14 protein-coding genes are annotated in these 22954 nt (G+C 71.1%); 11 read left to right on the plus strand and 3 right to left on the minus strand.

The genetic code is table 11. The features are described from left to right. Nucleotides 1–99: 99 nt before the first annotated feature. Nucleotides 100–771, plus strand: a complete 672-nt coding sequence (locus tag ABT001_RS20855; protein WP_351279624.1) for a response regulator — start codon at nucleotides 100–102, stop codon at nucleotides 769–771. Between the two features lie 67 nt (nucleotides 772–838). Here the strand turns inward: ABT001_RS20855 and ABT001_RS20860 are convergent, their stop codons facing one another. Together ABT001_RS20860 and ABT001_RS20865 are read right to left on the minus strand one after the other, a co-directional pair. Continuing rightward, entirely contained in the window at nucleotides 839–2833 is a 1995-nt protein-coding gene (locus tag ABT001_RS20860) for a glycoside hydrolase family 84 protein (protein WP_351279539.1), read from the minus strand. A gap of 227 nt (nucleotides 2834–3060) precedes the next feature. After that, on the minus strand, nucleotides 3061–4056 hold the full coding sequence (locus ABT001_RS20865; RefSeq protein ID WP_351279541.1) for a mannose-binding protein: 996 nt from the start codon (nucleotides 4054–4056) through the stop codon (nucleotides 3061–3063). 524 nt (nucleotides 4057–4580) lie between these two features. Between ABT001_RS20865 and ABT001_RS20870 the strand changes: the two genes are divergently transcribed. From ABT001_RS20870 to ABT001_RS20885, 4 genes are all read left to right on the plus strand, one after another. After that, nucleotides 4581–5321 (plus strand): type VII secretion system-associated protein, encoded by a 741-nt coding sequence (locus ABT001_RS20870; RefSeq protein WP_351279627.1) that lies wholly within the window; start codon nucleotides 4581–4583, stop codon nucleotides 5319–5321. Continuing rightward, a complete protein-coding gene (locus ABT001_RS20875; RefSeq protein WP_351279543.1) occupies nucleotides 5318–6499 on the plus strand; it encodes a ricin-type beta-trefoil lectin domain protein in 1182 nt (393 codons plus the stop codon). The genes ABT001_RS20870 and ABT001_RS20875 overlap by 4 nt, the downstream gene beginning before the upstream one ends. A 146-nt stretch (nucleotides 6500–6645) precedes the next feature. Then, nucleotides 6646–9957 carry a right-handed parallel beta-helix repeat-containing protein gene (locus ABT001_RS20880; RefSeq protein ID WP_351279545.1) on the plus strand — a complete coding sequence of 1104 codons (3312 nt, stop codon included), beginning with the start codon at nucleotides 6646–6648 and terminating at the stop codon, nucleotides 9955–9957. Beyond that, complete coding sequence (locus tag ABT001_RS20885) at nucleotides 9954–11201, plus strand: S8 family serine peptidase (RefSeq protein WP_351279547.1); 1248 nt, start codon at nucleotides 9954–9956, stop codon at nucleotides 11199–11201. The genes ABT001_RS20880 and ABT001_RS20885 overlap by 4 nt, the downstream gene beginning before the upstream one ends. Nucleotides 11202–11266: 65 nt before the next feature. On the opposite strand, the gene eccCa is transcribed toward ABT001_RS20885, so the two are convergent. Continuing rightward, nucleotides 11267–15331, minus strand: a complete 4065-nt coding sequence (eccCa, locus tag ABT001_RS20890) for a type VII secretion protein EccCa (protein ID WP_351279550.1) — start codon at nucleotides 15329–15331, stop codon at nucleotides 11267–11269. Nucleotides 15332–15737: 406 nt separating this feature from the next. Here eccCa and eccD point away from each other — a divergent pair, with 406 nt between their 5' ends. The 6 genes from eccD to ABT001_RS20920 all read left to right on the plus strand — a co-directional run. Beyond that, a complete protein-coding gene (eccD, locus tag ABT001_RS20895) occupies nucleotides 15738–17147 on the plus strand; it encodes a type VII secretion integral membrane protein EccD (protein ID WP_351279552.1) in 1410 nt (469 codons plus the stop codon). Nucleotides 17148–17192: 45 nt separating this feature from the next. Then, complete coding sequence (eccB, locus tag ABT001_RS20900; protein ID WP_351279555.1) at nucleotides 17193–18803, plus strand: type VII secretion protein EccB; 1611 nt, start codon at nucleotides 17193–17195, stop codon at nucleotides 18801–18803. 396 nt (nucleotides 18804–19199) lie between these two features. Continuing rightward, nucleotides 19200–19535: a hypothetical protein gene (locus ABT001_RS20905; RefSeq protein ID WP_351279557.1), complete on the plus strand. Its 336-nt coding sequence runs from the start codon at nucleotides 19200–19202 to the stop codon at nucleotides 19533–19535. A gap of 105 nt (nucleotides 19536–19640) precedes the next feature. Continuing rightward, nucleotides 19641–19949: a WXG100 family type VII secretion target gene (locus ABT001_RS20910; RefSeq protein ID WP_351279560.1), complete on the plus strand. Its 309-nt coding sequence runs from the start codon at nucleotides 19641–19643 to the stop codon at nucleotides 19947–19949. A gap of 134 nt (nucleotides 19950–20083) precedes the next feature. After that, a complete protein-coding gene (locus ABT001_RS20915; protein ID WP_351279562.1) occupies nucleotides 20084–20548 on the plus strand; it encodes a type VII secretion system-associated protein in 465 nt (154 codons plus the stop codon). A gap of 127 nt (nucleotides 20549–20675) precedes the next feature. Beyond that, on the plus strand, nucleotides 20676–22954 hold a 2279-nt coding region (locus ABT001_RS20920), incomplete at its 3' end, for an AAWKG family protein (RefSeq protein WP_351279564.1).

Below are 22954 nucleotides of genomic sequence, written 5' to 3' on the forward strand. Positions count from 1 at the left end.
ACCGTCCGTGCGGGCGCGCCCCGATCACGGCCCCATGGGAGACTGCGGGACAGCGATGACAGGTTCGACGTGGGCGAGCGGAAGCAGAGGAGACGCACCATCAGCATCCGTGTGATGGTCGTGGACGATCAGGCGATCGTCCGCGCGGGTTTCGCGGCGATCCTGTCGGCCGAGGCCGACATGACCGTGGTCGGCGAGGCCGCGGACGGGGACGCGGCGGTGGCGATGGCAGCCGAACTCAGGCCCGACCTGGTGCTGATGGACATCCGCATGCCGGGCATGGACGGGCTGACGGCCACCCGGCTGATCACGCGGAACGGCGGTCGCACCAAGGTCCTGGTGCTCACCACGTTCGACCTCGATGCCTACGTCTACGAAGCTCTGCGCGCCGGATCCTCCGGCTTCCTGCTCAAGGACTCCGAGCCGGACGCCCTTCTGACCGCGATCAGGGTCGTCGTCTCCGGTGACGGTGTCCTCGCGCCCGCGGTCACGGGGCGCCTGATCGCGGCCTTCGCCCACGGAGCGCCGGTGGCACCGGAGATCAGCGGAGCCCTGAACGGCCTCACGCACCGGGAACGCGAGATCATGACCCTGGTCGCCACGGGCTTGAGCAACACGGAGATCGGGGATCGTCTGGGGCTGGCCATGGGCACGGTGAAGGCCCATGTGAGCGCCGTACTCAACAAGTTGGGGCTCCGGGACCGTGTGCAGGCGACCATCCTCGCCTATGAGAGCGGACTGATCCGTCCGGTGGGGATGTCCGCTCGCTGAGCGGCTGTCAGGCCCCGGAAGGCGACCGGCGGCCCCGGGTGCCGGTCGCCGGCGCCCGGGACACGGGTCACATCTCCGGTGCCTGCTCGATGAACGTGTCCAGCACCCCGTCGGCCACCTTGATCGTGCCCTGCGGCCGGGTGGTGCCCGGGATGGTGGTGAACGCGGCTGCCCGCTCGGCGAGTTCGGCCGCCTCGGTGAAGTCCTCCTGCCCGCTGCCCGAGTGCAGCCGGTCCCGCAGCCCGTCCAAGGTGGCGTCCAGTGCGCCGCCCCAGACGTCGAGGGCGTCCAGCCACGGCTCGGTCTGCGCCAGGAAGGCCGGGTCCCGCACACCGGCGCGTATCCGCTCGGGAGCCCCGGCCAGTACGTCGGCGTAGGCGCCGAGTTCCCGCAGCGCGGCGTGCCGGCGGGCAGGGGAACCGCTGCCCCAGGCCTTGGTGAAGTCCGTCAGCCGCGCGTCGAGTTCGGGGGCCTGTGGCTGCCAGTTCGTGTCACCGAAGGTCGGCGCGAGGTGTTGCGTGTCGAAGAAGGCCAGCAGGGCGCGGGCCGTGGCCCGGTCGCCGTCGGCCAGGTGGTCGGCCGCCGCGCGCCAGGTGCGTCCGGGGTCGTAGTCCTCGTCGTTCCAGGCGAACGATGCCCCGCCGAAGAGCGCGACCTTGCTCGCCGCGGCCTGGTTCATCGGGTTGAGCACGATGCCGCTCAGGGCCTTGTGCAGCCCGGCCTCCCGTTTGTCGTAGGGGGCCATCAGCAGCCGGCCCGTCGTCTGTCCGTAGTCGTTGACCGGATAGTTGTCCCAGAGGAACACCTTGCGGCCCCACACCGCTGCGGCGGCCTCGGCGTCCGCCAGGCTGATCGACGGCGGAACGACGTCCGTGCCCGTCCACTGCACGATCACCTTCGGGTCAAGTCGCTCGCGGAGTACGGACTTGTAGGCGGAGTCGGCCGTGTCGGAGTACTCCGTGGGCACGAACTGGAGCGGACCGGCATCCGCGTGGGCCTCGATGAAGTCGTGCTGCACCGCGTTGAGCAGGTCGGCCTGCGCCTGTCCCGCGCTGCCCCTGCCCGGTGCGCCGTACCGTTCCCGGTCGGCGGCGCAGTTCCACTCGGTGTAGCTGATGTCGTCCAGCGCCACGTAGAAACTGCGGGCACCCTGGTCGTAGAGGGTGCCCAGCTTCGTCTTCAGCGCGCTGACGTCGCCGGGGTCGCTGTAGCAGACGGAGAGGCCCGGGGAGAGCGCGTAGGTGAAGTCGACGTGGTGGGCCCTCGCCTGCTCGATCAGGTCACGGAGGTCGGCCAGCCTGTCGGCAGGGTAGGGCTCGCGCCATTCCTCCCTCAGGTAGGTGTCGTCCTTCGGCGTGTAGATGTAGGTGTTGGCCTTGATGTCGCCGTAGAAGGCGAGTTGGTCGAGCCGGTCGCTGTGCGACCAGGGTGCGCCGTAGAAGCCCTCGATGCTGCCGCGCAGGGGCATGGCCGGGTGGTCCGTGACCGTCACGGACGCCAGGGTGCGCTTCCCGGTCACCAACTGCCGCAGTGTCTGGGCGGCGTAGTAGATGCCGTCCCCGTCGTTGCCGGCGAGCACGACGGTGCCGTCCCGGGAGGCGAGGGAGTAGCCCTCCGCGACCAGGGTGCCGGGCACCGTGCCGCCCGCGGCGCGCAGGGAGCGGGCCACAGCCCGGTCCTCTATGGAACCGGCCGTGACGGTCAGCCGCACTCCACGCCCGTGGGAGGGCGAGGCGTTCTCCCCGACCGCGGTCGTGATGATGTGGCGTGCCCCGGCCGACCTCAGTGTCTGCTCGATGAGGTCGGCGGTCGACGCGTCGACGTCGTCGCCGAGGAGGAGGCGTACGCGGTCGGGAACACGGAGGTCCCGCCCCGCGGACCTCATGTGCTGCGGGGTGGGGGTGACGACGGGTGGGGCCGCCGAGGAGGCCGCCGCCGAGGCGGGCGGCTCACCGGCCGCCTGGGCCGGAGCGGAGAGGGTGCCGAGGGCCAGCAGGACGACGGCGCCGAGGAGCGGCAGCCGGGGGACACGGTACGGATGACGTGTAGATGTACGGGTCACTGCACCTCCACGGAAGTGGACCACCGCATTCAGGTGGTGGAGTGGTCTAAACCACCACCCGTCGACGGCGGTGTCAAGACCGAGGCCCGGGAACGTGCGGACCGGCCTTCCGAGGTGGACCGCGGACACGCCTACGGCCCCCGCCGGGCAGTTGCCGGTCGGCGGGGGCCGTGTGCTGTTCTCCGCAGCCGCTGTCCGAGGGGCGCCCGGCGTCCGGCCGCGCTGCGTCAGGTGCTCCAGACGACCCTGCCGCCGTGCACGACGGCCACCTTGGCGTCGGCCCGGAGGACCAGTTGGGCGCCGGCGAAGTCGTGGGTCTTGGAGGCCCAGATCGGGCGGTCGTCGCCGTTGTGGATGACGAGGTTGCCGTCGGGCTGGAAGATCGCCCGGTGGTTCTGGCCGAAGGTCATGGAGGCCCAGATGGGTTTGCCCAGCTCGTTGAGGACGACGAGGTTGCCGTCGATCTGCATGACCATACGGATGCGGTTCGTGGTCCAGGCCTGATTGACCTCCAGGACACTGGGCGAGGAGATCGTCACCGTGGTCCAGTCCGGCTTCGGAGCCACCTTGGGCTTGGGCTTGGGCGAGGACGTGGTCTTCTTCGCGGCCGGGCTGCTCGTCCTGGGTTCCGGCGCCGGAACGACGGGTTCGGGGGCGGCCTTCGGGATCTCGACTTCCTTGGGCTTCTTCGTGCTCGGGGACGCGCTCGGCTTCCCGGCCACGTAGTCCCCGAGGTCCGCGGGCGTGGAGTTCGCGTTGAGGACGGTGTCGGCACCCCCCGCGACCGGTCGCAGGGGGGTGGTGTCCTGGCCCTTGTCGTTGGCGCTTCCGACCAGCAGCAGGGGTATGGCGACCAGGGCGGCGCCGACGAAGGCGGCCCCCGCCAGGACCGGCTTGCGGGGGCGCTCGCCGTCGACGCCGGTGGCGGTCTTGGTCCCCGGCGCCGTCGCGGCGGCCGCGGCCACGCCTATGCCCTCCTCGGGCGCCGCGGTCGTCCTGGCGGTCGAGGTCGTCTGCGGCGTGGCAGCGGTCTCCTCGGCCGGGGCGGAACCGGACTCCGACCCGGAAGCGGAAGCGGAAGCTGGGGCGGAAGCGGCAGCCGGGCTCGGTGTCTTCCCGGCCGGCTCCGGCTCCGGCGCCGACGGCTGGGGCCCGGCCTCCTGCGCGCCGGAGGCGGTGGTTGCCGCCGTGTTGACGCCGGGGGTGGGGTGCTGGGGGGACATGCTGTTACTCCTTCGTGGCGGAGCTGTGATGGGCAGCGGTCGAGCCGGACGAAAACCTGCACACCGTTGCGGGCGTCGGCGAGTGCCGAGTCGAGGCGGGCCGGTCCGACCCGGTCCTCGGCGTCGAATTCGCGTGACCCGGCGCGGTGGGCCTGAGGCCGATCCGACGCCTTTCCGAGCTGCGAGGCATTCCCGTACGGCCCCGCCCGGACGTCCGAGCCGGAAGGCGATGCACGTCGAAGGGGCCGATGGCGTACCCAACGTAGCCCGTCGTGAGGTCCACGGCCGCTCCCGCTCCCCGAACGCTCCTTCGCTTTGTCCCTTCGTTCCTGACTGCTCCCGGAAAGTGCTCTGTTCGGGCAGCGAAACAGGCATGCGGCCGCAGGAAACGGAATGGAGGCGACCACCCACGAGCAGCGCTCGTATGTCATCCTGTTGACCCCCGTTCTGAGCAGTGTCGGAGTGCGTCCACGGGCCGTCCGGCACCCGAGCGTGTGCACAGAGACCCAAGAGTTCAGGTGGAGATGCGGCCCGGAGAACGGCAAGAGGGTGTGGACGAGGCCCCGTTCGTCCTTCCCCATACCTCAGGCCCCGGCACCTCCGAGGCCGACGGCATCGACGGCATACCCGAGGCGGTGAAGGCCGCTGCCCGTAGGGCCCCGGGGCACTGGGTCGGGGTGGTGGACCCGGAGTGGACCGAGGAGCGGACGCCGCCGGAGTGGGCGGTGCTGGGCGAGTGGCAGTCCGACGACAGCGGGAGCGTGGGGGAGTACCGGGCCAATCCGGCGTACCGGCCCTCGGCGAGGGTTCTCGGCTGGCCGGAGCCCACCGACCCGGTGGACGCCGCCGCGCAGCGCGCCGCCACCGGCTACGGCTCCGTGGAAGCCGCCATCGAGGCGCTCGCGGAGACGGACGTGACCGTGGCGCGCGGGCCGGACGGCGGGCCGCTCACGGCAGCCGGGCGGGACGGTGCGCCGGTTGTCCTGCTGTTCACCTCACCCTTCCATGAGTTGATGCCCGCCACACTTCACCACGACACCGTCCAGGCCCGGGAACTGGCCCACACGCTGGAGGAGCCCGGCACCATGCTCTTGGTCAACGCCGGGGCGGCGGCTCCGCTTCTCGTGCCGGCGGACAGCCTTCCGGACCCGGTGCCCGGCCACGCCGCCGAGGACCGCACCGGAGCCACGGTGACGGAGCCTCCCGCGGACCGGACCCACAGCTCATCCGAATCCTGGCCCCACTCCACAGGGAGGACCCCATGACGCGTTCGTCCCAGCAATCCCCCACCTCCTCGGGGACTCGCGCCGAGGCATCTTCCGAGGCCCCTTCCGCGGGCGAGGAACCGACCACGACCGCCGCGCCGGGCAGCACCTCAGCCCCGGCCGAGCCCGGAAAAGCCGGCAGGGCCGGCACGGAGGCCCCGGAAGCCGCGAAGGGATCCGGAGCGGCGGCGAAGAACCCCACCGAGGGTGAGGAGACACCGGGAGAGGGCCGGACCACCGGGCCCGGGGCCACGGCCGAATCCGGGACAGCCACAGCCGAATCAGGAACCACGGCCGGATCCGGGACGGACCCCGATGCCGCTGCCGCCGCCCAGAGCCGGCTGCCCGCGTTCGTGCGCACCATGACCGCCACCGCGATCGGCCGGCCGCAGCCGCAGGCCGGGCCGGTGGGCCGGCCCGGCAGAGCGGTGCTGTCCGGTGCGGCGGTCGCGGGGGCGCTGCTCGTCTCGGTGCCGTTCCTGTTCCTCGCCGGGGACAAGGACAAGGGCCCCGAACAGCCGTCCGTGGCGGCGGCGGGCACCGTCCTCGACGGAAGTACGCAGGAGACCCCGGGTGAGTTCGCGGTGACCACCCCCGAGAGCGGTTCTTCGGACGAGGGCAAGAAGGACCCCGTCGAGCCGCCCGCGAAGCCGGTGAAGCAGGCCCCGGCACCGGACCCGTCCGAGGACGAGCCGAAGAAGGATGAGGCCACCCCGAAGGACGAACCGAAGAAGCGGACCGAGAAGCAGACCGAGGCGAAGCAGCCGACGAAAGCCGCCTCGGGCGTCACCTTCAGCGCCCCCGTCTCCTTCCGCAGTCACCTCTCGGGCCGTTGCATCGACGTCCCGGAGCACGACTTCAGTGTCGGCAAGGCGCTGCACGTCTGGGACTGCAACAACAGCGTCGCGCAGAAGTGGCGGTTCGCCTCGGACGGCACCGTCCGCATCGAGGGCATGTGCCTGGACGTGGCCGGGGCGAACTTCAGCGACGGCACCCCCCTCCAGATCGTCGGGTGCAACGGCAACCCCGCCCAGCAGTTCGCCCTGAACGGCAGCCATGACCTGGTCAACACCGTCGTCGGCATGTGCGTCGACATCGCGGGGGCGGACCGGCGTAACGGAGCGGCCCTGCAGCTGTTGCACTGCTCGGGCAACGACGCCCAGAAGTGGAGCACCTGAACGCACCGCCTCGACGCCGGGAGCACCACTCCCTGAACCGTTCACACGGGGGACGAGGCATGATGGCATCGTCGGCTTTCCGACACGCGCCCCCGGCGAATGGGGGGAGTCCGCAGAAGACGCCGCCGTAGCAAGGAGGTTGGTGCGTGTCGCGCCAGGTACTGTCGGTCGGTCCCAAGGACCGCTATCGGACGATCGGTGAGGCACTCGCCGCAGCTCGTACCGGGGCTCTCATCAGCATCCGGCCAGGAACGTACGCGGAGAACCTGGTGGTCAGCACCAGGGTCACCCTCACCGCCGCCGAGGGGCGGGGCACGGTGGAGATACGGCCGCGCTCAGGCAGCGTGGTCGCGCTGCGCGCCGACGCGGTGATGTTCTCCGAGCTGACCCTGCGGGGCGGCGACGCCGAGTTGCCGGCCGTGGACGTACGGCGAGGTCAGGCCGCGTTCGACTCCTGTGAGGTCGTCGGCGCCGCATGGGCCGCGATGCTGGCCGGCGGGACGGGTTCCCTCGCGCTCCGCAACTGCCGGGTGAGCAACCCGCAGGGCGCGGGCATCGTGGTGACCTCCACCAAGCCCACCACCGTGGAGTCCTGCACGCTCGAACACCTGGGCACCAGCGGCCTGGTCCTCGCCGAGCAGGGCGAGGCACGCATCCGCGACTGCACGGTGCGGGACGCGCGGGGCAACGGCCTGCTCGCCAACGGGGAGGCCCGTGGCAGCGTCGAGGACTGCGACATATCGTCCACCGACAAGCCCTCCATCGCCCTGGAAGGGGACTCCTCCGTCTCGGTGGTCCGCACCGTGGTGCACGACACCAGCACCGGTGTGCACCTGAGCAGCAAGGGCCGTACGACGCTGGAGGACGTCCGCGTCACGGGCGCCTCCGGGAACGGGATCGCACTGGCCGGGGGCACCGACCCGGTGCTGCGCCGCTGCCGCGTCTCGCGCGTACGCGGTCACGGCGTGGTGGTCACCGACCGGTCGCGCGGCACCTTCGAGGACTGCTGGGTGGACGGCGCGCAGGGCGCGGCGCTCCGCGTCGCCGGGGCCGCGTCCCCGGCGCTGACCGGCTTGACGGTCCGTGACTGCGACGGGCCCGGGCTGCTCCTGGAGGAGGACTCGGCGCCGGAGCTGGACCGCCTGGAGGTGATCGGCGGCTCTCCGGCCGTCGCGGTGACCGGCGGCGCCAACCCGCTGCTGCGCAGGGCCCGGCTGGTGGAGCCCTCCGGCGACGGCATCGCGACCGCCAAGGACGCCCGGGGCCGCGTCGAGGACTGCGAGATCGTCCGCCCGAAGGGCGCGGGCGTACGCGTGGCCTCCGGCAGCACCCTCTACCTGGCCGGCGGAGGGGTCTCCGACACCGCCACCAACGGCCTGATCGTGGAGGACGGCGGCAACGTCACCGTCCGCGACTTCCGCGTCGAGATCTCCGGCGAGGAGGGCGTGGTGGTCGCCGCGGGCGGCGAGCTCACCGCCAACCGAACCGCCGTGCACGCGTCCAAGGGGCACGGCTTCCTGCTCCACGAGGGCGCCCTGGCCTCGCTCAGCGGCTGTGAAGCCACCGGCGGCGCGCAGGACGGCTTCCGGGTGGAGTCCACCGCACCGGTCTCCGTCGTCAACTGCCTCGCCAGGGAGAACGAGGGCGGTGGCCTGGTACAGACCACGCCCGGCGAACGGCTCGCGGTGGAGGGCCTGAACAGTGTGGGCAACGGCAAGCGGGACGCATGGGGCACCGGCAGCGCCGAGAACACCGACCCGGCCGGGTCCGGCGCCGCGGACGCGCCCCCGACGGACCGTGCGGACGGTCCGCTCGGCGCACTGAACGCGCTGATCGGGCTGGAGAACGTCAAGCACCAGGTGCGCACCCTGGTCAACCTGACCCAGCTCGCCCAGCGTCGTGAACAACTCGGCATGTCCGCTCCGCCGATGAGCAGGCACCTCGTCTTCGCCGGTCCGCCCGGCACCGGCAAGACCACCGTCGCCCGCCTCTACGGCGCGATCCTGGCCGAACTGGGCTCGCTCCGCAGCGGGCACCTGGTGGAGGTCTCACGCGCCGACCTGGTCGCCCAGATCGTCGGCGGTACCGCCATCAAGACCACCGAGACCTTCCAGCGGGCTCTCGGCGGAGTCCTGTTCATCGACGAGGCGTACACGCTCACCTCCGACAGCGGCAACGGAGGCGCCGACTTCGGCCGTGAATCGGTGGACACCCTGCTGAAGCTGATGGAGGACCACCGCGACGACGTGGTGGTGGTCGCCGCCGGCTACTCACGCGAGATGGACTCCTTCCTCGCCTCCAACCCGGGTCTGGCCTCCCGCTTCTCGCGGACCGTCGAATTCGAGAACTACTCGGTGCCCGACCTGGTCGCGATCATGGAGAGCATGTGCTCCCAGCACCAGTACGAGCTGGGGGAGGGCACCGCGGCGGCGCTGGCCGCGCACTTCGAGGCGATGCCACGGGACGCCGGTTTCGGGAACGGCCGCGCCGCACGCGGCGTGTTCGAGGAGATGGTGGACAGACAGGCGGTCCGGCTGTCCGAGCAGGCGCAGGTCGGCGAGCACGATCTGCGACTGCTGCTGCCGGACGACGTCTCCGCCACCGCTGCCGCCACGGCCGCGGGCTCCGCCGTACCTGACGACGACCCGCTGACCCGCCTCGGCGACATGATCGGCCTGGCCGAGGTGAAGCGCGAGGTCGCGAATCTGGTCAACCTCAACACCACGGCCCGCCACCGTGCCGCGGCCGGTCTGCCGGTCCCCTCGCTCAGCAACCACCTGGTCTTCACCGGCCCGCCCGGCACCGGCAAGACCACGGTCGCCCGCCTCTACGGAGAGGTTCTGACCCAGCTCGGCGTCCTCGACCGGGGCCAGCTGGTCGAGGCGGCCCGCGCCGACCTGGTCGGCCGCTACATCGGTCATACCGCCCAGCTGACCCGCGAGGTCTTCGAGCGGGCCCGCGGCGGCGTGCTGTTCATCGACGAGGCGTACACCCTCACCCCACGCGGCGGCGGCGCCGACTTCGGTCAGGAAGCGGTGGACACCCTGCTGAAGCTGATGGAGGACCACCGCGACGAGGTGGTCGTCATCGTCGCCGGCTACACGGACGAGATGGAGCGTTTCCTCGGCTCCAACCCGGGTCTGGCCTCCCGCTTCCCGCGCCGGATCTCCTTCGCCGACTACTCCTCGGAGGAGCTGGTCACCATCGTCCGCACACAGGCGGCGAACATGGGCTACGAGTGCGGACCTGGCACCGGTCCTCTGCTCAAGGAGTACTTCGACGCGATGCCCAGGGACCGTTCCTTCGGCAACGCCCGACTGGCCCGTCAGGTGGTCGAAGCGATGGTCACCCGCCAAGCGGGACGGCTCAGCTCGGTGGCCGCGCCCACCCTGGACGACCTCCGCGTCCTCCTCCCCGCCGACGTCACCGCCGCGGCACCGGAGGTGGCACCCCGATGAGTCCTTCCACACGCGGTGCCGCCCGTCTGCTGGCCCTTGCGGGCGTGACCGCCGCACTGGTGCTGCCCGTGGCGGTCCCGGCGCAGGCGGCGTCCCCTTCGCGCGTCCCCGCGGCCGACGGGAAGAAGGGCCAGGAACTGCCCGGTATGCCCTCCGCCCTCGACCCCGAGGCCGACGAGGTGGTCTGCACCCCGGCCTCCGGCGAGCAGGCGGAGAAGCAGGACTGGTCGCGTCAGCGCCTCGACCTCGACCGGCTGCACCGGCACAGCACCGGTGCGGGTGTGCTCGTCGCGCTGATCGGTACCGGTGTCGATCCCGACGCGTCGGGGCTCAGTGGCAGGGTCACCGCCGAGGGCACGGCCGCTGACGACTGCGTCGGGCACGGTACGTTCCTGGCCGGGCTGATCGCCGGGACCGGCGGGGACAGTCCCCGCCTGGCCGGGGTGGCTCCGGGTGCGAAGATCCTGGCCCTGCGCGGCACCGACCGGCGCGGGCAGGCGAGCCCCGACCTGGTCGTGGACGCGATACGTGCGGCGACCACGGCCAGGGCCGCGGTGATCGCGGTCGCGGTGGCGCTGCCGCGCCAGGACGCGGCGCTGAGCGGTGCGGTCGCCGAGGCCCGCCGTACGGGCGCGGTGGTGGTCGCCGCGGCCACCCCGGACCCGCCGTCCCGGGGCGGCAGCGACGAGATCCCGTCCCGCACCTACTGGCCGGCCGGTGAACCCGGCGTCCTCTCGGTCGCCGACATGCTTCCCGCCGGCGCACGCCCGGACAGCTCCCTGCCCACCGCCGGAATCGACCTGGTCGCCCCGGGCGCCGGGGTGGTCTCCGGCGGCCCGCGTGGCAAGGGCCACTACCTCGGCGGCGGTGTCCCGGTGGCCACCGCGTACGCCGCAGGGGCCGCCGCGGCCGTCCGCGCCGCCCACCCCGACGACTCGCCCGATGACATCGTGCGCCGTCTGACCACCACCGCTTACCCCGCCGACATCCCCCAACTGGACGCCTACGCCGCCGTCACGGCGGTCATCGGCGATTCCGCCACGTCCGTCGGCACCGAGCGCGCCGCGGGGCCCGTGACCGTCCGCGACACCTCCGTCGCCGACCACGCCACCGGCAGGGCCACCTTCTTCGTCCTGCTCGGCTCCGCCGCCGTCTTCGCCGTCCTCTGGGCCGGATTCGCCCTGTCCCGGGCCCGCGCCCGGGGCTGGCGCCCGGCTGGTGCGGCCGGGTCCGCGCCGGAATGAGCTGACGCCCTGACGGCGAAACCCCCCTGAGGCGGTCTCAGGGGGGTTTCGCCGTCCGCGTTCTCTCAGTCCTGCTGCTGGTTCTCCTCCACCAGCGCCGTCTGCATCAACCGCGGCCGGCGGCGGGCGATGTGGAGGGCCCGGCCCGGCGGGAGGTTGAGGGGCTTCGCGTCGCCGAAGAGGCGGCCCTCCGTGGGCGGGCAGGAGAGCAGGACGGCGGGGTTGTTGGCCTCGTCGAGCCGGCGGATGAGCCCGTCGCTGAGACCGCGGCCCGCGCCCATGGCGCTGCGGGCGACGACCAGATGCAGACCCATCTCGAATCCGAGGGTCAGATTCTCGAAGAGCGGCTCGAAGGGACTCTGGAAGGAGTTGCCGGAGACCATGTCGTAGTCGTCGACCAGGACGAACAGGCGGGGCCCGGTCCACCAGTCGCACCGGCGCATGCGGCCGGGGGCGATGTCGGCGCCGGGGACGCGGCCCTTCATCGCGCGGGCCGCGCCCTCGATGGTCTCCTTGAGGTTGTCCAGGGAGATCACGTGACCGATGCGGTACTCCTCGGGGACGGCGTCCACCAGGGTGCGGCGGTAGTCCACCGCGATGATCTTCGCCTCCTCCGGGGTGTAGCGGGTGGTGATGCCCTTGGTGACGGCGCGCAGCAGGTTGGTCTTGCCGCTCTCGGTGTCGCCGACCACGATCAGGTGCGGGGTACGGCTGAAGTCGTGCCAGACAGGTTCCAGGGCGTCCTGGTCGATGCCGAGCGCGAGACGCATGCCGCCGCCCTCGGTGGGCTCGGGCGCCGGGAGTTCGGCGAGCGGGAGACGGTGCGGCAGCATCCGGACCTGCGGCGCGGGTGCGCCCGGCCAGTGCCGGGAGACCTCGGCGACCAGGTGCGTGACGCCGTCACCGAGGTCGTCGAGTGAACCGCTGCCGTCCAGGCGGGGCAGGCCCGCGAGGAAGTGCATCTTGCTGTCCGCGGTGATGCCCCGGCCGCCGCTGCGCGGCACCGAGCGTGCCTTGCGGGTGTCGATCTCGGAGTCCATCGGGTCACCCATCCGCAGTTCGAGGCGGGTGCCCGCCTGGTCACGGATCTGGGCGGAGAGCTCCACCCAGCGAGTGGTCGTGATGATCAGGTGGATGCCGTAGTTGAGTCCACGGGCGGCGAGTTCGTTGAACTTCGGGATCAGGTCGTCGTAGTCCTGGCGGACCGTGGACCACCCGTCGACCACCATGAACACGTCGCCGAAGGGCTCGTCGGGGAACTCCCCGGCCGCCCGGCGGCGGCGGTAGGACTGCATGGAGTCGAGGGTGTGGTCCACGAAGAACTGCTCGCGGCGGGCGAGCAGCGTCATCACCTCGGCGACGGCCCGCTGCACCCGCTCAGGGTTGAGCCGTGCCGCGACGCCGCCGACGTGCGGGAGGGCGGCGAGCTGCGAGAGGCCACCGCCGCCGAAGTCGAGGCAGTAGAACTGGATCTCGGCGGGGGTGTGGGTGAGGGCGAGGGCGGCGATCAGGGTGCGGGCGAGCGTGGACTTGCCGCTCTGCGAACCGCCCGCGACGGCGACGTGGCCGCCGGCTCCGGAGAGGTCCACGACCAGCGGGTCGCGGCGCTGGTCGAAGGGCTTGTCGACCAGGCCGACGGGGACCCGCAGCCTGCCGGTGCCGGACCAGCCGGTGGCGGTGAGCCCGCGCACCGGGTCGGCGGTGATGCCGGGCAGCAGGACGTCCAGCGGGGAGGGCTCGTCCAGCGGAGGCAGCCACACCTGGTGCGCGGCGGGACCCGAGTCGCGCAGCCGGTCGAGGGCCACCTCGAGGAGTGCCTCCTCGTCGCCCGTCTCCTCCGTCTCCGGCTCGGGCTCGGAAGCGGGGTCCAGGGTGCGCGGCACCACCCAGCCGCTGGTCCACGGCACCACCTGGCTGGCCACCCGTGCCTGGACCACCGCTCCGGTGCGGCGCCGGTACGACCCGGAGGAGTAGGCGGCGCGGAAACGGGTCAGGGACTCCACACCCGACTTCAGGAAGCCGCTGCCGGGCTGGGCCGGCAGCTCGTAGGCGTCCGGGACGCCGAGCACACCGCGGCTTTCCATGGCGGAGAAGGTGCGCAGGCCGATGCGGTACGACAGGTGGCTCTCGAGCTGGTGCATACGGCCCTCGTCCAGGCGCTGCGACGCGAGCAGCAGGTGCACCCCGAGGGAGCGGCCGAGACGGCCGATCATCACGAACAGGTCCATGAATTCCCGGTGCGCGGAGAGCAGCTCGCTGAACTCGTCGACCACCACGAACAGGCTGGGCAGCGGGACGAGGGAGGCCCCTCCGGCACGGGCCCGCTCGTACTCCAGGGCGGAGGTGTAGTTGCCGGCGGAGCGCAAGAGCTCCTGCCGGCGGATGAGTTCCCCGTGCAGCGCGTCCTGCATGCGCTCCACCAGGGCGACTTCGTCGGCGAGGTTGGTGATGACGGCGGAGGTGTGGGGGAGTTCCTCCAGACCGAGGAAGGTGGCCCCGCCCTTGAAGTCGACCAGGATGAAGTTGAGCGTCTCGGAGGAGTTGGTCAGGGCGAGGCCGAGGACGAGGGTGCGCAGGAGCTCGCTCTTGCCGGAGCCGGTGGCACCGATGAGCATGCCGTGCGGTCCCATCCCGCCCTGCGCGGACTCCTTGATGTCGAGGTCCACCGGGCGGCCGTCGACGCCGACCGCGATCGGCACCCGCAGCCGGGAGGAACCGGTGTGCCGGTCGAAGAGGGTCTGCGGGTCGTGCCGGTGCAGGTCGGGGATGCCGAGCAGCGTGGTCAGCTCCACGTCCGTGTCCATCGGCTGCGCGATGTCGGTGCCCAGGCTCATCCGACGGGGAGTGAGCAGCCGGGCCAGTGACTCCGCGCCGAGGAGACCGAGCCGGTCCGGCCGGCCGAGAGGCACGGAGCGCTCCTTCCGGCTGCGGTCCGTGCGCACCAGGCTCACCTGGTCGGTGCCGACGGTCAGCCTCAGCGTGTTGCGGCCGGGGCGCCAGCGCAGCGCCCCGGATATGTCGAGGGCCAGGGCGTTGCGGTAGCCGTGTCCCTCCCAGCGGTGGCCCTCGGGCACGGTGACGCCGTCCAGGACGACGATCGTGTAGGGCTCGTCACGGGCGGGGCGGGCTTCCGGATCGAAACCGGGGCGTTCGGCGAATTCCGCGCCGAGCAGGTCGTCGAGCTCGGTGAGGTCGGCGGTGATCCGGCGGGCCTGGCCGGCACCGTCCTCCTCGTACGGGTCAAGCGTGTGCGGAAGCCACTTGGCCCACTCCCAGTCGGGCCGCCGTTCGTCGCTGACGCAGAGGGCGATCCACAGTTCCTCGGGCGCGTGGAACACCGCGAGCTGCCCGAGCACGGCGCGCACCAGGGCGCGCACCGCCTCGGTGCCAGGGTCGTCGCCGGGACCCACGCCGGCCTCCGCGGACGGTGGGACGCCCGGCTCGGCGGAGTCCTGGTCGGGTGTCTCCTCGGGGCGCAGCAGGATCCGGGCCGACGAACGCAGGTAGAGGCCGAGGGGCTGGCCGGGGATGGTGGAGTAGGCACGGATGAAGCGGCGCAGGGCGTGCGCGCACAGGGGTTCGAGGTCCTCCACCGGGCGGGTGGAGACCGGGTTCAGGGTGAGGGCGAGCTGCTGCTCACCGACCGCGAGCCGGACCTCGCCGAAGTCCTCGTCGGCCGGGCGCCGTTCCCACAGCCGCGAGGTGCGGGCCAGCGAGCGCAGCGACGCCGGCTCCGGATGACGCCAGGCGAGAGCCCGCTGCTGCTCCGCGATGGTGGTGCGGACCCGCTTGCGGATCTGCGCGAGGTAGCGCAGGTAGTCGCGGCGTTCTCCCTTCAGGCGCTGCTTGCGCTCGCTGGAGCGGCGCATCAGCTGCCCCAGCAGCATGGCACCGGCGGAGAGCGCCATGACGCCCATCGCCAGATACATGAAGACGCCGTTCCCGCCGCCGGGGCGCAGGAACATCAGCATCATCGACACCGACATCAGGGCCATCGGCAAATAGGTCCAAATTGCCGAGGTATCGGGAACCGTCTCGGCGAGGACCGGCGGTTCCTGGAGGGTCAATTGCCCTTCGGGCATCTCCGGCCCGCGCCTGCGGGCCGGGCGGCGAAACAGCACGACACTCAAGGGAACAGAACCTCCGGTTCACTGACTTTCCGGCCCGCACCGAAATTCCGGCGCACCCGATGGTGGAAAGGGCGGGATGCGCCTGATTCTCCGGATCCCGAGTGGGGAGCGGTGAACGCCGGATGTATGTTTCGAGCGGATAGTGAGGGCGATCAACTTCCGTGACAGCCAACCGCATGCAGGATAAATGGAGTCCGGTCCGCAGCACGACCCGGTGGTCGTAGGCAGTAGTGTGCATTCACCGAACACGGCCTGTCCATGCGGGAGCGGTCCTCACCGGGCCCGGAGGCACATTCCGTGTCGGGCACCCCGGTTCGCGGCCGCGCGGACCTTGCGTACTGTTCGCACACCCCCCTCGTTGGGGAGTCCTCCTGCAAGAGCCATCCGGAAGACGAGAGTTCAGCTGATGACCGACAGCACGGTGGCCGAATCGTGCCGCCTGACCGTACGTGCACCGAGCGTCAGCATCGATCTGGCGGTGCCCGCCGACGTGCCGGTCGCCGATCTGCTGCCCACACTGCTTCGTTACGTCGGCGAGGAGGCCGAGGAGGCCGGACTCGACCACGCGGGCTGGGTGCTGCAGCGGCTGGGCGACGCCCCGCTCGACGAGGAGACCACCCTGGCGCGCGCCGGGCTGGCCGACGGCGACGTGCTCTACCTGCGCCCGCACACCGAGGCGCTGCCCGAGGCACGGCTCGACGACCTGGTGGACGGGATAGCCGAGACCGTGGGCCGACGGCTGCACACCTGGTTCCCCGGGGCGGCCCGTGGCCTGCTGGTGGGCGCCGCGGTGGCGACCGTGGTGACCGCCCTCGTGCTGGTCTTCCGGCCGGGCGTGACGAGCGGCTCCGGCGCTTCCAGGGCGGCCTGCGCCGCCGTGGTCGGGCTGCTCCTGCTCGCGGGCGCCGGCACCGCCAGCCGTGCGGTCGGTGACCGCGTCTCCGCGACCGCGCTCGGACTGCTGGTCGCGCCGTGCCTGGCGCTGGTCGGCTGGGTGCTGCCCGGCGGAGACCTGACCGGCCCCGACGCGGGGCGGATCGCGGGTGCCCGGCTCCTGGCCGCGGGCGCCGCGGCCGCGGGCGGCGCGGTCCTCGCGCTCGCCGCGACCGCGGTCGGCGCCCCGGCCCTGCTGGCAACCGCGACGGTCGCGGTGGCCGCCGCGATCGCGGGGGCCCTGATGGGGTACACGGGCCTGGACGTCCCGGCCGCGGTGGCGCTGGTCGCGACGGTGGTCGCACTCGCCGCCGGGACGGTCGCACCCTTCGCCTTCAAGCTGGCCGGGATGCGGATGCCGTCGCTGCCGTCCACCGCCGGACAGCTCCAGGAGGGCATCGACCCCTACGCGGGTGACGAGGTCGCCGAACGCACCGAGCTGGCCGGACGCTGGGTCACCGCGCTCTTCGCCGCCACCGGCGCCATCGCCGCGGGAGCCCTGGTGGTCCTCGCCGAGAAGCCGGATCTGCCCGAGGTGCTGACGGGAGTCGCGCTGAGTCTCCTGCTGCTCCTGCACTGCCGGGGCCTGGTGCACATCGGGCAGCGGCTGACCCTGGCGCTGCCCGGGATCCTGGGGCTGCTCCTGTTCGCCCGGGCCTGGGCGGTCGACAGCGACGCGGACGGGCGCATCGTGGTCTTCGGGGTGCTGCTCGCCGCTGCTGCGGGACTGGTGACCGCCTCATGGACGGTCCCCGGCCGTCGGATGCTGCCGTACTGGGGCCGTGCGGCGGAGCTGGGGCACACCCTCCTCGCCGTCGCGCTGCTGCCGCTCAGCCTCTGGGTGGCGGGCCTCTTCGGCTGGCTGCGCGGCCTGTTCGGCTGAGTGCGGCTGTACGCCGACACATGGAACACGAGTTGAGGAGAGGCTGTGCAGTCCAAGCGCGACCAGGTACAGGCCCACGGGTTCATGATGGGCAGGCTCAGTTCGGGTCTGCTGACGGCTGACCCGGACGCCCCGGAGAGCCCGCTCGGGCGCACCACCCGAGGTGTGGTCTTCGGGGTGCTGGTGACCGTCCTGATCGGCGCGGGCGCCACCGTGTACGGGCTGCTGCGCCCCGGCGGCAACGACGGCTGGCGTGACGCGAGGAATCTGGTGGTCAACCGCGAAACCGGTGCCCGCTACCTGTGGACCGGCACCGACGGCGTACTGCACCCGGTACGCAACTACGCCTCGGCGCGCCTGATCGGCGGCTCCGACCTGCCGACCGTGGACGTCGCCACCGCCTCGCTGCAGGACATTCCGGTGGGGTCCCCCGCCGGCATCCCCGGCGCCCCGGACGCCCTGCCCGGTCCCGGCCGGCTCGACGGCGGTGCCTGGCACATGTGTGTCACCGGGCCGGAAGGTGCGGTGGCCAGCACCTCAGGTGCCGTGACGGGCACCGGGGTGGAGGAGCCGGGTGCCACCACCCTGGTCGCCGGTGCGCCCCTGGACTCCCGGGGCGTGGGTGCCGATCGCGGGATTCTCGTGAGCGGCCCTGACCGCACCGAGTACGTGGTGTGGCGGGGCAGCAGGCTGGCGCTGGACAAGGACTCGGACGCCCGTAACGCCCTCGGGTACGGATCCGAGAAGCCCATGCCGGTCTCGGCGGCCTTCCTGGACGCTCTGGCGCCGGGCCCCGCCCTGAAGCCGCCCGAGGTCCAGGGGCGCGGTGAGGAGGGGCCGGTGCTCGGCGGCGAGGCCAGCCGGATCGGTCAGCTGTTCAAGGTCAGCGTGGTCGGCGGAGGCAGCACGTACCACCTGCTGCGGGAGGACGGCCTGGTGCCGCTGACCCGGCTCGGCGCCGCGCTGGTGCTGGGCGACCCGGCCACCCAGAAGGACGCCTACGAAGGGCGGTCGCCCGAGGCCCATGTGGTCGGCGCGGACGCGCTGCGGCAGCACAGGGCGAAGGGCTCGGGCACCGCGGGGTCCGCCGAACTGCCGGACACGCCCCCCGCCCCGCAGTCGACGCCGCGTGGTACGGCGCTCTGTGCCCAGGTGGACGGCGGCGACAGCGGTGCGCGGATCAAGTCGGTGCTGGTCCCGCTCGCCGAGCTCGCCCCGGTCGCCGTGGCGGAGGGAACGGCTCAGCCACTGGAGGAGGCCTGTGTCAGGACGGACGCCACGGTGGTGAGGCCCGGGCGCGGAGCTCTGGTCCGGGCCCTGCACGCGAGCGGTGCGGCGCACGCGGGCACCACCTATCTGGTGGCGGAGAACGGCGTGAAGTACCGAGTTTCGGCCAAGGACTCCCTGGCGTCCCTCGGCTATGCGGAAGGAGACATCGGCTCCGTCCCCGCACCCCTGCTGGCAGCTCTCCCGACCGGCGCCGACCTGGACCCGGCGGTCGCCTCCGGTGCCGCGAAGGCCAAGGTCACGGCTCCGCGGTGCGGTACCGAGGCGCGGTCCCGACAGGAGGAGGGGAAGGCCGAGGGAGCCAAGGCGGACCAGGGCGACAAGGCGGCCCCGGAGGGCGCTCCCGGCGCGGTCGCCTCCGCACCCTGAATTCCGGCAAAAACCGTATACGACGCGCGGGACGGCCTCCCGGAGAGCGTCATGACTTTACGTTGAACCGTCGTCGCTCTGGGGTGAATCGGTTGTGTATCGCGCAAAGCGAGAAACCTCAGAATTACCTCAAGCTTTTTCGGTGACCGTACCCGCGAGGGTTCGTCCCCCGACCGGGCCCGGTTCGCCGACAACGAGCCGCCCCGAAGCCCCCGATCAGCGGGGCAACCGCGTACCTTTCGCGCGGGTAGGTGCGCAACTCCATTGCTACGGCAGGTTTCTGGCAAGCTGACCTTTGCTAAATCTTCCCTGCATACGTTGCGCCGGACAGTGGATTCTCTTTAGCCTCAGCGGGCAACGGTGCGAGGAGACTCGCCTGAACGAAGGGAGCGTGACATGGCGGACGGTTCCGGCAGGAAAGCGGACTATGCCAAGGGCTTGGGAGGTGTCTCCTCCCTGGAGGCCGCCCGGACCGCGGTAGAGAAGATCCAGAACAACGTGGCCGAGATCGCGGCGCGTTCGGGTGTCGGCGGTGACGAGGGCCAGGCGCTGCTGAAGCTCTTCCGCAGCTGGAACGCCGAGGCGCAGAAGGTCGTCGTCCAGATCAGCAAGATGACCGACGCGCTCCAGGAGAACGTGACCTCGGCAGACCGCCTGGCGAAGGAGAACCAGGACCTGACCGAGGTTCTCAACAGCAAGACCAGTCAGGGCGTCTTCGAAGCACTGCGCTGACCTTTCCCCCACCCCCACCCCCCACGCGGCACCCGGCCCCCTTCGGGGAGGCCGGCACCGTGAGCTTCCCGGGCCCTTGGCGCCCGGCCCCCGAGAGGAGACGTCATGGCCGACGGCATCATCGATGTGCAGTACTCCACGGTCCGGAACACGATCGAGGAGATGAAGGGTCAGACCCAGCAGCTCATCACGACCCTCAACAACCTGGAAGACGGACTGAAGCCGCTCATCCTGTCCTGGGAGGGTGACGACCAGGCGATGTACCGCGGAGTCCAGGCCGAGTGGGACCAGGCCACCAAGAACATGGCACTGCTCCTCGGTGACAGCGGTGAGCTGGTCCAGAGCATCCACGACAACCACTCCCGTGACGAGCGCAGGAGCGCCGACAACTGGGGTAACGTGCGCGCTCGTTGAGACCCCCCGTCCGGATCATGGCGGGGCACGGCGCCCCGGCATGATCCGGACGGAAGGTCCCTGGGGCCGGCCGGACCACCCTTCGTCCGGTCGGCCCGTGTTCCGTCCGGTACCGAACGGCAGGAGGACGTCCCATGGCTGGTGAGAAGGCCGACGTCAAGCATTTCGACCTCAAACAGATGGAGAACTTCCGGGACAACGAGGTGCAGCCTGTCTACACCAAGGCGAAGAAGCACCGCGAGGAGGGCGAACTGCCCAACATCCGGCCGCTCGGCCATCTCGTCGACGGGCACACCACCACGGAGAACCTCGCACAGGGCCAGCAGCTCCTGCGCATCGGGAAGATGGTCACCGAGCCCCTGGTCTCGGGGCCGACGCTGGTCGAGGGCGTCCGCGCGGCGGCCGAGGCCATCGACAAGCTGCTGGGCGACCAGATGGACCTCTTCAAGGAGCTGAAGGAAGCGCTCACCGACACCATCGAAGAGGCCAACAAGACCAAGGACAAGAACCTGGACGCGATCGACGCCCAGACGCTGCTCCAGACCTTCGAAGAGGTCGACACGCTCACCAGCGGGACGACGGAGACAGAAGAGACCTGATCGCGTGGAGCGTGCGCCGGCGGTGCCTCGGCCGTCCAGCGCACGCACGTGAGAGACACCCGGCCGTCCGCCCGTAAGAAGGGGCGGTGCGCCGACGCGGACGACAACAGACCAGAAAGGGTGCCCGGTGGCCGATCGGTACGATCCCAACTCCGTCGCCAACCTCGACAAGTACGATGACGTCGGCGGTGCGTCGGCCGATACCTGGGCCACCCTGGTCACCCACATCACCGGCTATCCGGTGCCGGACCGTGCGACCGTCTTCGACACCCTGCGGTCCGACCACGGCGGCAAGCTCTTCCGGATGGACATCAAGGAGCGCAGCCTCGGCCTGCTCGTCAAGGACTCCGGATTCCTGCAGAACAAGGGCCAGGACTACGACATCTGGTTCTTCGACAGCGGCAAGAAGCGCTCCATCATGCAGGCCCGGATCGTCTTCGAGGGCCGGGTGAAGGCCGGCGAGGAGATCATCTTCGCCGGTGCCGACTCCGACGACGTCGCGAACGTCCAGGTCCGTGAAGGCAACGAGTTCACGGACTACAACAAGGACAAGATGAGCACCATCCCGCTCGCCCAGTACATGAACGGGCCGCGGGCTGCGCTTCTCTCTCTGCTGAACGGCGGCACGCAGGACGCCCGCTTCAGCAACCTGGGTGTGCACGAAGACTCCGCGGTGGACCTGAACTCCTTCAACACCACAGGGGAGTCCTTCGACTACGCGGCCAAGTTCTTCAAGGACCACGCGCCGCTGCTCAAGGACTGGGAGGACCGCTTCGGCCGGGACGACGCCAGCTGGAAGGGCGAGGCGGCGGAGGTCTTCCGCAGCCTGCTGACGAAGATCCGCGAGAACTACGACGCCTATGTCGAGACCTTCAACTCCTCGGCCGGCACGGGCAACGAGACCGCGACGGGCAACACGGTCTACTCGCGCGCGCTCTCCCTGGGCCGCTCGTACCTGGTGGACGCCGCCGACAAGCTCCTGGACGCGTGGCTGTCCTGGGCCAAGTCCTCGTACTACGACCCGCACCGGGTGCTGCGCTACGTCCTGGACGACCTCGCCCAGTGGGTGGACGCGAACAACGTCGCCAAGACCGACATCACCTCGTACACCACCCGTTACATGACGACCGTCAGCCACAGCCCGCAGGGCGGGTTCTCCCAGGTGCACCCGGAGTACGGCGACCTCACCGACATCGCCAACTGGGCGAAGGTCGGTGACAAGGCGGTCGAGATCTGGAACAAGGGCGTCGACGAGTTCCTGGTCACCCCCGCCCGGGCGGTGCAGTCGACGCTGAACAACCACTTCCTCGAACTGGGCGCGGACTTCTCCGAGAACGTGCCGAAGCCGAAGTCGACCGGCACGGCTTCGGAGGACTACCAGGAGAAGAAGCTCGAGGAGGAGAAGGAGGAGGTCAACCGGCAGAACGAGGAGAACAAGAAGTACCAGGACGAGCTGCGCGAGGAGCAGAACCGGCAGCGCGACGAGGACAAGAAGTACCAGGACGAGCTGCGCGAGGAACAGCGGCGCGAGCAGGAGGAGGCGAAGAACCTCCAGGACGAACTGCGGCTCGAGCAGAACCAGCAGCGCGACGAGGACAAGAAGTACCAGGACGAGCTGCGCGAGGAACAGCAGCGCGAGCAGGACGAGGCGAAGAACCTCCAGGACGAACTGCGGAACGAGCAGAACCAGCAGCGCGACGAGGACAAGAAGTACCAGGACGAACTGCGCGAGGAACAGCGGCGCGAGCAGGAAGAGGCCAAGCGGGAGGCCGAGGAACAGCAGAAGGCCGTGGAGGAGAGCCTCGGCGGGATCAACGATCCCGGCGCGGTCAGCCAGCAGAACCTCGGAAACCTCGACGAGCTGCTGAACGTCCCGGTCACCGAGAGCAACGGAGACCTCGGCGACCTCAACGGCCAGGGCGGCACCGACGACCTGAACAACACGATCACCGAGGAGCTCGGCAACCTCGGCGACGTGAACAACCCGGGCGGTGAGAACCAGTCCCCCACGGCAGTGGCACCACCGGTCGCCCAGAACCTCGGCAACCTCGGCAGCCTCAACAACGGTCCGGGTGGGACGAAGAACGCCACCGACGCGGCCAACGAGGCGATCGCCCGGAACCTCGGCAGTCTCGGGGACCTGAACAACGGTTCCGGTGGCTCCTTGGAGACCCCGACCGGGGGTACCACCCAGCTCGACGACAGTGGTGTGACCACCGGCTTCCCGGACGGCAGCAGTACGACGTTCGACCCGGACAGCGGTCTGTTGACCACGACGCATCCCGACGGGGCTGTCACCACGGAGAACCTGGGTGATGGTGGGCGGGTGACCAATCCGGACGGGTCGGTCACTTCGCTCGGTGACGACGGGAAGCTGACGACGACGTTCCCGGACGGCACCACGCA

This window comes from Streptomyces sp. NPDC002793 (assembly GCF_040295485.1).
Classification (GTDB): domain Bacteria; phylum Actinomycetota; class Actinomycetes; order Streptomycetales; family Streptomycetaceae; genus Streptomyces.